The sequence below is a fragment of the Microcoleus sp. PH2017_35_SFW_U_B genome (genome assembly GCF_020737865.1).
In the GTDB taxonomy this organism is placed as follows: Bacteria; Cyanobacteriota; Cyanobacteriia; order Cyanobacteriales; family Microcoleaceae; genus Microcoleus.
The window spans coordinates 1-10,526 of record NZ_JAEQDE010000153.1; the positions used below are offsets into that span (position 1 = coordinate 1).

The following is a 10,526-nucleotide window of genomic DNA, read 5'->3' on the forward strand; positions in this document are numbered from 1 at the left end:
TTAGCATCCCACTTACAGAAGTCACAACCACTTATGTCAGATTTTTTGGTTCCTACTCTTCTAGGATAACTGGGGTTATATTTAATTGCAAGCCCCTTACAGCTTTTTACTTCTTCCTTCTACTAAGCCATTTTATTTAGTTCTGCTGCGGTTTGGTTGAGCAGTTCCGTACAAACTTTAACTTGAGCAATGCTAGTAGCAGTTTCTGTTGCTCCTAAATTAACATGGTTCATTGCTGCGAGCACTTGTTCAATTGCGATCGCCTGTTGGTTAGCATTTAGAGCAATTTGTTGATTGTTCAAAAATACCTTGTCTATCGCCTCTGCTACACCAGCAAAAATTTCTGTTGTCCCCCTAGCTTGTGTAATTCCTTGTGCTGCGGTTTTTGAACCTTCATCCGTTACCATCACCGTGTAGCCGATCGCAACTTGAATTTCTTTAGCTAGAACATTAATTTTATCGGCTGATTGTTTACTTTCATCAGCTAGTCGCCGAATTTCTGTCGCGACAACAGCAAAACCCTTGCCATTTTCCCCAGCACGGACTGCTTCCACAGCAGCATTAAGAGCTAACATATTTGTTTGGTTAGCGAGATCGGCTACCAGGTCAGAAATCCCACTAATTTTAACAGTATTTTCGTTCAAGTATGTAATCTGTTTGGCGATCGCGTCTACTTTTTCTTGCAGAGTTACTATTCCCTTCATCGTCTTTTCTACAGATTGATTTCCAGACTCAGCTAGGGTTAGTGCTTGATGCGACGAGACTGCCGATGCTTCTGCTTGCTTGGCCGACAAAGACGATGCAACACTTAACTCGTTCATCGTCGCAGTAGTTTGATTCACAGCATTAGCTTGCTGAGATATCGTGTATTCTTGTCGCTCGACTGCGGCAGTAATTTCCATGGAAGAAGAAGCAATCTTCTTGACAGATTGCACTATGGGGTTAACAATATCGCGGCTGACGATCGCAGTCAAGATTGCTGCGGACAACAAAGCAAAACTCAGAGTACAGACTAGCAAAACTGTCAAACCCTGAATATTGGCTTCAATTTCCTGATGTTTTGTTTCGCCAACTTTTCGCTGGAGTTGGATTAGTTCTGAAAAAGCCTCAACTGTTTCGGCACCAAAAGGAGTTGTCGTAGCTGCGCGATACTCTGCTGCTTCCTTAAGTTTACCTGCTTGCTGCAACTCAAACCACTTAGGTCTGGCCGCAATATACCTGTGATAAGCATCTTGCAGCTTATGGAAAGCAACTTGCTCTTCTGCGGTGAGTTCGCCTTTGGCATATTCTCGCAGGTTATCGTCAATTATTTTGTATAATTGTGGCTCTTCGGTCAAAATGTCCGATCGCTTGGATGGTAAAACTAGAAACTGTGGGAAGCCGTAACGCAGCTTCCACAAAGCTGACTCTGAGTTGGCTAGAGCCACCGTCCCCTTAACTTGATATGCGTACATTTTCTCCGCATCTTGTGCTAATTCAACAGTATTCCGCCAACCCACAAATCCGACTACTGCGAGTAAAGCCGTCAAAGCTCCAAAGCTAGCCAACAATTTAGCCCGAATTCCTAAGTTCATTATTTTTGCTAATTTGCAATAGAGTATTTCCTAGCAGCGCTATTAATAGCAGTTATGGACGCACCAACATTCAATAGACTTGCATGGCATTCATTAGCTCGCTTTTCTTTGAACGATCTGCGTTCATCTGCGTCGATCTGCCTTACATCTGCGGTTGACTGATATGTTAACCGCAGATACAATTCCAGTCTAGTCAACTACTGTTTCAATTGTGGCGATCGCAATCCAGGATATTTTTGGGTCAATTATGGACGCAAGAACGCCACAGATTGGCTCTTCCCACATTGGGCGCCCTCGGTTTTTACTTGTTTTTATAGAGCTATTAAGCTATAAATTATACTTTTATACCGCGTGTTAAGTAATGAAAAACTTTTTTAAAGGCATAATTTATTACTGTAAGGATGGATTATTCTCAGTAATTATACTGTGTGAGCCTATTCCTAAGCGGGTGCGGAATGTGCGATCTCAAGCATGGCAATTTGCCATACCACAAAGTGCTTGTATAGCAGATTAGTGCATCCAGAATTCTTCGTCAAAAACGTTTTTGTGTACATTCCAGCAAAGTTCGATCGCCCGTTGCGACCTTAGCTAGCTAGAATATCCAATTTGTATTCAAACCAATAACTTGCTCATCCTTACTTTTCCTCAGCAGTCTTGGACGGCCAGAGATAGATAGCGCCAGAAATTAAAGTTAAACCCACAGAAACCCAAAACGCAATTAATGCCGGAACGTTCCAGTCTTCGGAGAGGGGAGCGATTAAAAGTGCGATCGCCACAATCTGACTCACCGTCTTCAACTTGCCCCAAATATTAGCTCCCGAAATCGTAGTTTTATTAACACGCCACCCCGCAATTGTCAACTCCCGCCCCAAAATTAAAAACACTGCCCAAGCCGGGACTTTACCCAACTCAATCAATACTAAAAGCGGTGCGAGTACCAACAATTTATCCACCAAAGGGTCGAGAAACTTACCCAAATCGGTAATTTGGTTCAGCTTTCTAGCCAAATACCCGTCCAGCCAATCAGTAGCCGCCGCTACCACAAAAATCGCGGTACAAATCCAACGGCTTTGCGCGCTTGGGTCGTACAAACCGTAGAGCAGAAACGGCACTCCCAATAAGCGAGAAAAAGTAATCAAATTAGGCAAATTCATAAGACAGTTAATAGTTGACAGTTGACAGTTGACAGTTGACAGTTGACAGTTGACAGTTGTAGGGGCAGTGCCCCCGTGCCTGCCCTCTTAGTTGATAGTTGACAGTTGATATCAAATCCGATTGCATTGTCATATATTTATCTCTATCTTTTCTCTCTGCGCCCTCTGCGCTCTCTGTGGTTAAATCATTCCGACCGATACAACCGGAAACGATATGACAGTGGATCTGGGAGAGTTGTAGGGGCAGTGCCCCCGTGCCTGCCCTCTTATGACAGTTGACAGTTGATATATAGCAATCCTCGCATCATTTGCATAATTTTTGTAGGTTCTTGAATAACCCGGTTGCCTCCATAGATAAGGGGTAGGCACGGGGGCGCTACCCCTACAACTCTTCATGAATCGTTTAGGATTGCTATAGTTGACAGTTGACCGAAATAAGAAAGATAAAGGAATAGAAAAAAATTAAGGGCAAGCTTGTAAAAAGCTTGCCCTTAATTTAGCATTTTTTGGTAGCTGTTTAACTTTGAGCAAAACAGCTTTTAACTTAATATTCATCTAATCGAAGCTCACAAAAAACAACCCAAAACAACCGATCGACTAAATCAATTAACACGCACCGTGTTTATTCAATACAACCCAAATAGTTTTGCAAATCAGGCTGATGTCGTAGACAACAGACCACTTGCGCTGATAGTCTAGATCCATGTGCACAATATCGTCAAAGTCTTTAACTCCAGAGCGTCCGTTGACTTGCCACTCCCCAGTCAGACCGGGTTTGACATTTAAACGCTGCCAGTGAAAGTCCTCGTAGCCTGCGACCTCATCGGGAGTTGGCGGTCGAGTTCCCACCAAACTCATGTCCCCGACTAGCACGTTCCAGAATTGAGGCAACTCGTCCAAGCTCGTGCACCGCAAAAAGCGACCGATGGGGGTAATTCGCGGGTCATTATCATTCTTGAAAATGTGACCCTTGGCTTGGTTGGTAACTAGGTGTTTGAGATTTTCTGCACCTACAACCATCGATCGAAATTTCCAGATTCTGAAATGCCGTCCTTTGAAGCCACAGCGAACCTGACTGTACAGCAGCGGGCCCCGACTGTCCAAAAGCATCACTAGCGCTACCGGCACGGCTAACGCCACAGCAATTGCCAGTCCTAACAACGAGCCCAAAATATCGATCGACCGCTTGACCTTACTTGTTACGGATCGGTGAAGTGGCTGTTTTGATACACAAACTCTGTAAGTAGGTTTCGGAATAAATAACGAAAGCATTTCTGATAACACTGATAATTTAGAAGCACCCATCACAAATTTCATCTGATTAGTCTCAAGATTTAACAAGATGATCTCACGTCTATCTTATGAGACTCTCCCGATCGCGAGAAGAGGAACTCCAGGGCTTTGCACAATCTTTAAAAAGCTGCTACTCTTTTATAAAGTTTGTGTGTATTTATTTTAAAAATGTATAAATTTTAGGTAAAATTAACTAGATTCAACAAAAAAAGTGAGTTTTTGAGCGCCACAAACCCGGTTTTTATAAGCAATATTCGGGAAGAAAGGGATAATTCGCCTCAGAAAACCGGTTTTTTGCAGTTTACCAGAAAGAATCGGTTGAAAGCCCGCCCGCCTTCGAGAGAGAAATTAAAATCAGACTATTCATTACTCCAATCCTCGGACTTAAGGGTAGAGTTCGCTCTCCTTCGGTCAACTGTCAACTGTCAACTGTTGAACGATCGATATCCGTGGGAATATCCCAAGCAATTGTTAGTGGCTCCAACAATTTTTGCTGGCTGCTAGAGGCAAGTTTGCCTAAATATTCGCGAACAACAGAGGCGTGTTCCACATTCAAACGATAACCCCGCGAAACATCTTCAAAGAAAAGCGGCTCCGCCAAAATTGCTTGCCAATCCGGATTTTGCCTCGACTCCTCGGCTAGCAGCATGAAATCTTCCTCCTCTGGCAAAAGCCCCGCCGGCAATCTTCCTTCCAAAATCCCCAGAATTCGGGGCTCGCAGGTGCGGGTGTTCACGCCCTGGCGTTCGAGCAACTGCAAAATTTCCTCAAAGCTCAGAGTTTTCTTACCCAAAACCTGCATTAATTCCCACAGCAGAAAAAAGTCGCTGTACTGTTGCTGTCGCACATCCAAAATTTGAGGATAGAGAGCTAAACTTGCCAACCCGCAGGCAACTTGACCGCTTTTTTTTGAAGAGTTTGTGCTTTGAAATACGGAATTTGAGGCGAAATTGTAAATTTCCGAAATATCTCGATCGCTCTCCAATTCGCGATCTTGAACCACGATCGCATTCGGCAGCTTTTGCCGCAACCAGCGGGCGATCGCAGGCCAACCACCCATGCCCCCAGTACAAATCGCCTGATTGATTCGGGCAGGCGACATTCCCGCACGGCTGAGCAAAGCATTCAATTCACGATTCAACTGCTGTACAAAAGGCACTAAAACTAAACTTTCCAAATCTCGACGCTTCACATCCCAATGCTGCTGGTCAATATCAAAAACACAACTTTCTTGATGTTGCAAAATAACTTTCAAATGCCTTGCAGCCTCTAACAATTGCAGACCAAAATCTGAACCTTGCAACCGCTGCTGCAATTGATAGCGACTCGGCAAATCTGGATGCCCTGGACGCGGCAAATCGATCGACATTCCCCAAGTTTCATTCTTAGCCAACAACTGACAAATAATATCTTGATCGAAAGCATTGCCAGCCGCATCAAAACTTTGGCAAGTAAAATCAGCACGAGTTAAATTTTGAAGATTTTCCTGCAACTCAACTACAGCTAATTCCACCGTGGCAGCCCCCGCATTCACAATCAAAGTTCCCCCGCTAAAAGAGGAAGCATTGACAGTTAGCGGTGCAGCTTCTGCAAGGGAGCTTTCAATAGTATCCATTGCCGCAGATTGCACTCCTGTGGCATTTTTTATAGGAGTTACAGCAGCAACCAAAGTGGCGATCGCATCGGGAACCACAAAAATTTGCGCGCCCGAAGCCACCAGATCCGCGCCCAAAACAGCCTCCCGCAGGTTAAACCCATAGGCCTGAGACCAGCTTGCTGGAGTCCCCAAAATCACGCCCTGCAAGTCTTGCAGCGCCGCATCCAGAATTTCTGGCGTCAGTCCCGAAGCTTTACAGATTAAATGGGAAATTGGCAATAGAGCAGAATTCGCCTCCGGGCTGGCAGAATCCAAAACTTCCGGCGATGTGCGAAATTTTTTCCCCTGGTGCTTTCGATTCAAAGTAGCCAGCAGCGCCCGCACAGCGTGCAGCGGTAGGGCGATCGACACAGCCAGATCGGATGACCACTGCAACAGCGGTTCGTACATCCCACCAGTTGCCCGCTGATAAGGAATGCCCACCTTTAAAGGCAATTTAAAATTTTGCAATAAAAATTCTCCCGCACGCAAATCCAACTGCGGGGATCCCACTGACTTGACTGTCACCTGCGGGCCGCTGGTGGCGGTTGGGGCTGTTTCCTCGATCGCCGCGACTGAGGGAATCCGAAAGCTCGCGCTGGCTGCGGAAACCTCAGCCTGGGCTGTTTCCCAGTAAATTGGGTGCAACTGGCCGCTGGCGCGATCGAGCAAAGCCGCCGACAGCCCGCTGGAACCAAAATCAAGGCCCAAATACCAGAGAGAATTCGGGCGTTTTTGGGATTGAGAGGATGAAGGGGCGATCGCACCTGGAACAGAATGTAGCGCTGACTCTTGCTGCTGCCCAACAGCAAACTCTCTAGATTCGGTTATCTCCTCAACAACCCCGGCTTTACTCTGTCTGGAAATTAGGTTTTTTTTTTGACTTTTTGGAGGATTTGACGGCAGTTCCTCGGTTTCCGGAGTTTGGGCCACTTCTGGATCGGTATCCTTCAAACTCGCCAAAATCTCGTCTAGCGTCAAATTCGATTCATCTTCACCAGCAAACAAATCATCCTCAAGTTCATCCTCCAAAACAAAGGGTTCATCTTCAGATGAAAGTTCCAACTCATCGGAGAACAAATCCTCCAGCGATCCGAGTTCTTCCTCCGCCGCTTCCGCAAAGGGATTGTCTGCACCGTCGTCAGGGGAACTCCCCAATAAATCCAAGTTGTTAGAAGCACTTGAAGTCGATCGCCTTGGAGCATTATTATCCGAACCCTCGAGATTGTAGAGGTCTGCCTCCAACAGTTCCATCGTACTCACATCCAACTTGAGAGCTCGATCCAGGTCATCTTCTAATGCCTCAACCGGCAGCAAATCCTCCTCCGGCGAAGCTTGGATGTAAACATCGTTGAGCCCTTGGGACGAGCTTCCAAAATCTCCAGTTTGAACATCACGGGCACTGGGTACACGGGTGTTCCTGGGTTGGTTCGAGCTAATTCGATCGCCCGCGCTCGCAGTCGGGGGCCCCTGCTCAGGACGCGGCCCCGGCACAGCAGCAGTGTCGAAATGCTCGCCTAGGTTTTGAGCCATTTCTAGATTTTCTCGATCGTCCAACTCAAGTTGAGGCTCGATCGAACTTAAGGCTGACGGTGCTGAAACTTCAGCTACTGTTGTAACTTGCGGTTCAAATAAATCTTCAGTATCTAAAGTTAGAGCCTCTACAGAATTACCGATTGCAAATTCTGAATCTTCATCTGCTAGAACATCTTCCAGCGATTCGCCTTCATCCAGTAGATTTGCAAACAAATCTTCCGCAGAATTTAGGGGTTCTGTAGTTTCACGCTCTGCCACTGATGGAGATAGTACCGCTTCTGTCGCGGCAGCACTTTCCGTATTTTCGATCGTGAAATCTTCCAGTTCTAATTCTAGTTCTGCGACTGTTTCTCCCGCGAACAAACTAGCGTACAAATCCTCAACATTTTCGTCATTTTCTGCTAAGAAATTTTCCGAATCAGCACCCGAAAAGCGAGTTGGCTGTGGAGGGATTTCCGGTGAAGAACCGAACAAATTATCTTCCAAATCCGGGAGCGAGAGAGGAGTTTCAATGCGATCGCGATCGCGCCTCAACTTTCCGAATTGCGAAGAAATTTCTGTCCCGGCGTAGGGCAATCTGTCTTGTTCTGGGAGTTCGCCACTGCGCTCTTCACTTTCGGCATCGGCTGATGAGTGGATCTTGGTATTTGAGAAGCCGCCAGTAGCAACAGAGCGATCGGATGCGGTTGGGGAACCTGTTTGGACATTTGCCAGGGCGATCGGCTGCTGCACGTAGGAAGAGGCTTCTCGTCCCAACTGTGCGACCAAGTGATTAACAAAAGTCGCGAACATTGCCTCGCTCTGCTGGCTCAAACCATGCATATTTTCAAGTCCTTGGGACAAGGAAGCTTGATAGCTTTGCAGATTTGCTTCCAAAGCCTCGAACACGATACCCATCGTAGAATCGAGCCTCATCAGCAGACTGTCAGCACTAGCTTGGAACCGTTGCATTTGCTCCAATCTCTGAGCCGGTGTTAGCAGCGGGAGTTCTTCTGAGGTTTGTGCGCTGAAAGCCGATTGCTGCGATTGTGCAGCAGTGCTTGGTAATAATTGATTTTCTAGGCTACCAAAAATTTGGGATAAATCGCGATCCAAGGTTTCTTCCAAGCGCCCCGTCAGTACCTGCAAGAATTCAGAAATGATTTGCTGTTGGTTTGCTTGTTGCTGAGCTAGGGATTGTTGTTGCTGCCGTTTTGCTTCTAGCTGTTTGATTTCTTGAATGAGGGCTTGTTGCTCTTGTCGCAGAGCTACTATTTCTTCTTGGAGCGGCCCCGTCAAACCCGATCGCAGGTTGGTGATTTCCTCAGTGACGGCAAGCATAATTTGCTCTGTTGCTGAGGGGCGATCGACCCTCGGGGGCATTTTGGGTACTGGAACTGGTTCCGGGCGGACAGTTGGGCTGGCGGGCCCCTTGCGGGCAGCTACCTTTGACTCTGAGGAAACCAGATAAGTGCGAACTCGCTCTAAAAGTTGGCGCTGGTGGACAGTATCGATCGAACCCGTCCAAGGCAAGCGGGGTGCGGGCTTGCTGAGTACCTCATCAATCTCAGCAATCAGTGCTTGAATTTTATACTTCTGAGAATTCAAGGGCGGAACCTCTGGGAATGCGGCTAGAGAGAAATTTTAATTGAAAAAAGATTGAAATCAGGCGGCAGCTATGCCAATAGATAGAATCATCTGAATGCGAGTCGGTCAATAATTGACTAATATTTGCTGACAACTTTGAATTAACCTTTTGCTTTTGCCTGCTGTTGACTTCTATTGCCTTGACATCCACCCACTTTTTTGATGAGCGGGGATTCCCAATCGTCACCGATCGGGTTTCTGCTTCATAGCACCCGCCCTAACAGACTTGCTCTGTTCGGGTCTTACGGTCGCTCCACAGACTGCAACGGCTAGCCCAGCCGCCAAAATATTTTTTGCAGCGTTAATATCGCGATCGTGGTTTATCCCACACTTAGGACATTCCCATTCTCGAACATTCAACGGCAATTTTTCAACAATGTGACCGCAGTTTCCACAGCGTTTAGAACTAGGAAACCAGCGGTCTATTTTTACAAACTCTCGCCCATACCACTCGCACTTGTAACTTAGTTGGCGAATCAACTCACCCCAACTAGCGTCACTAATAGCAAGAGCTAATTTATGGTTTTTCACCATATTCTTGATAGCTAAATCCTCAACTACAATCGTTTGGTTTTCACGAATAATTTGAGTTGTCAGCTTGTGCAAGAAGTCTTTGCGAATATCGACTATTTGTGAGTGGACTCTAGCCACTTCCAACTGTGCCTTGTATCGATTGTTACTTCCTTTTTGCTTTTTGGCTAGGGCTTTTTGCTTTCTTTTTAATTTTTTGCGAAGTTTTTTGAATTGTTTGGGATTAGCTATCTTGTCGCCATTACTGGTGGTAATCAGGCTAGCGATCCCTACATCCAATCCGATAGTTTTATCGGTTTTAGGAAGCGGTTTAATCGTATAGTCATTTACGAGTATGGAGACATACCAACGTCCAGCGGGTGTTAGTTTTACGGTAACAGTAGACGGGATGCACCCTTCGGGAATTTGCTGGCTCCAGCGAATAGGTAACGGATCGTTACACTTTGCGAGAAACAGTTGGCCATTTTTCCAACGGAAAGCTGATCTAGTAAATTCAGCGCTACCGCCGCTGTGCTTTTTCTTGAAATTAGGATATTTAGCTCGTCCTCCAAAGAAGTTGGTAAAAGCTGTTTGAAGGTGTCTAAGTCCTTGTTGAAGGGGTACACAACTAACTTCGTTCAGGAAATCAAGCTCTTCTTCTTGTTTCCAATTTGTTAGCATTGAGGAGGTTTCTTTGTATCCAACCCTCTCTTGACGCTCATACCAGGCTTCCGTGCGAGCGGCTAAAGCCTTGTTGTACACTAACCGAGTGCAACCCATTGTCCGTCGCAAGATATTTTCTTGCTCGGTGGTTGGGTAGAATCGGTAGCGGTAGGCTTTTTCCATCTTCACATAGTATCAGGTCTTTTGTAAGGCAATCGATTTGTTTTGTATATTTTTGTAAATCCGTTTTATAAGGACGGGGTTTCTACCCATTTTTCTGATGATAGGTTAGGCGGTACTTCCGCATCAAATGCCCGCTTCTGTTGACTGCAAGCGCTCTCCAATTCTGCGGCTGCTTTCCTTGTTTCCGGACACAGACAGGCGATACCCGAAGACGGATAGCAGCGATCGCCCGAACTGCCACTGCCTCACCCATAACCGCTCGTAAAAACATGGACAAAGCTACCCAAAAGTAGTCAATGTTAGACATCTACGTTAGTAATTTTAGTCCACAGTCCTAAAACTACAGGAATA

5 protein-coding genes are annotated in these 10,526 nt (G+C 46.1%); all 5 read right to left on the reverse strand.

Features of this window, described 5'->3' with window-relative positions:
- Positions 1–122: 122 nt before the first annotated feature.
- Positions 123–1,574, reverse strand: a complete 1,452-nt coding sequence (locus JGK36_RS31745; RefSeq protein ID WP_293191463.1) for a methyl-accepting chemotaxis protein — start codon at positions 1,572–1,574, stop codon at positions 123–125.
- Between the two features lie 635 nt (positions 1,575–2,209).
- Positions 2,210–2,728: a CDP-diacylglycerol--glycerol-3-phosphate 3-phosphatidyltransferase gene (pgsA, locus tag JGK36_RS31750; protein WP_293185762.1), complete on the reverse strand. Its 519-nt coding sequence runs from the start codon at positions 2,726–2,728 to the stop codon at positions 2,210–2,212.
- A 606-nt stretch (positions 2,729–3,334) separates the two neighbouring features.
- Complete coding sequence (locus JGK36_RS31755) at positions 3,335–4,045, reverse strand: sugar transferase (RefSeq protein WP_293191465.1); 711 nt, start codon at positions 4,043–4,045, stop codon at positions 3,335–3,337.
- Positions 4,046–4,439: 394 nt separating this feature from the next.
- A complete protein-coding gene (locus tag JGK36_RS31760) occupies positions 4,440–8,780 on the reverse strand; it encodes a hypothetical protein (RefSeq protein WP_293199157.1) in 4,341 nt (1,446 codons plus the stop codon).
- Positions 8,781–9,002: 222 nt separating this feature from the next.
- Positions 9,003–10,175, reverse strand: a complete 1,173-nt coding sequence (locus tag JGK36_RS31765) for an RNA-guided endonuclease TnpB family protein (protein ID WP_293191469.1) — start codon at positions 10,173–10,175, stop codon at positions 9,003–9,005.
- Positions 10,176–10,526: the final 351 nt, after the last annotated feature.

Bases quoted from the DNA above. Each gene is read 5' to 3' on its own strand.
- pgsA (WP_293185762.1), bottom strand. From the start codon at position 2,728: ATGAATTTGCCTAATTTGATTACTTTTTCTCGCTTATTGGGAGTGCCG.
- JGK36_RS31765 (WP_293191469.1), bottom strand. From the start codon at position 10,175: ATGGAAAAAGCCTACCGCTACCGATTCTACCCAACCACCGAGCAAGAA.
- JGK36_RS31745 (WP_293191463.1), bottom strand. From the start codon at position 1,574: ATGAACTTAGGAATTCGGGCTAAATTGTTGGCTAGCTTTGGAGCTTTG.
- JGK36_RS31755 (WP_293191465.1), bottom strand. From the start codon at position 4,045: ATGAAATTTGTGATGGGTGCTTCTAAATTATCAGTGTTATCAGAAATG.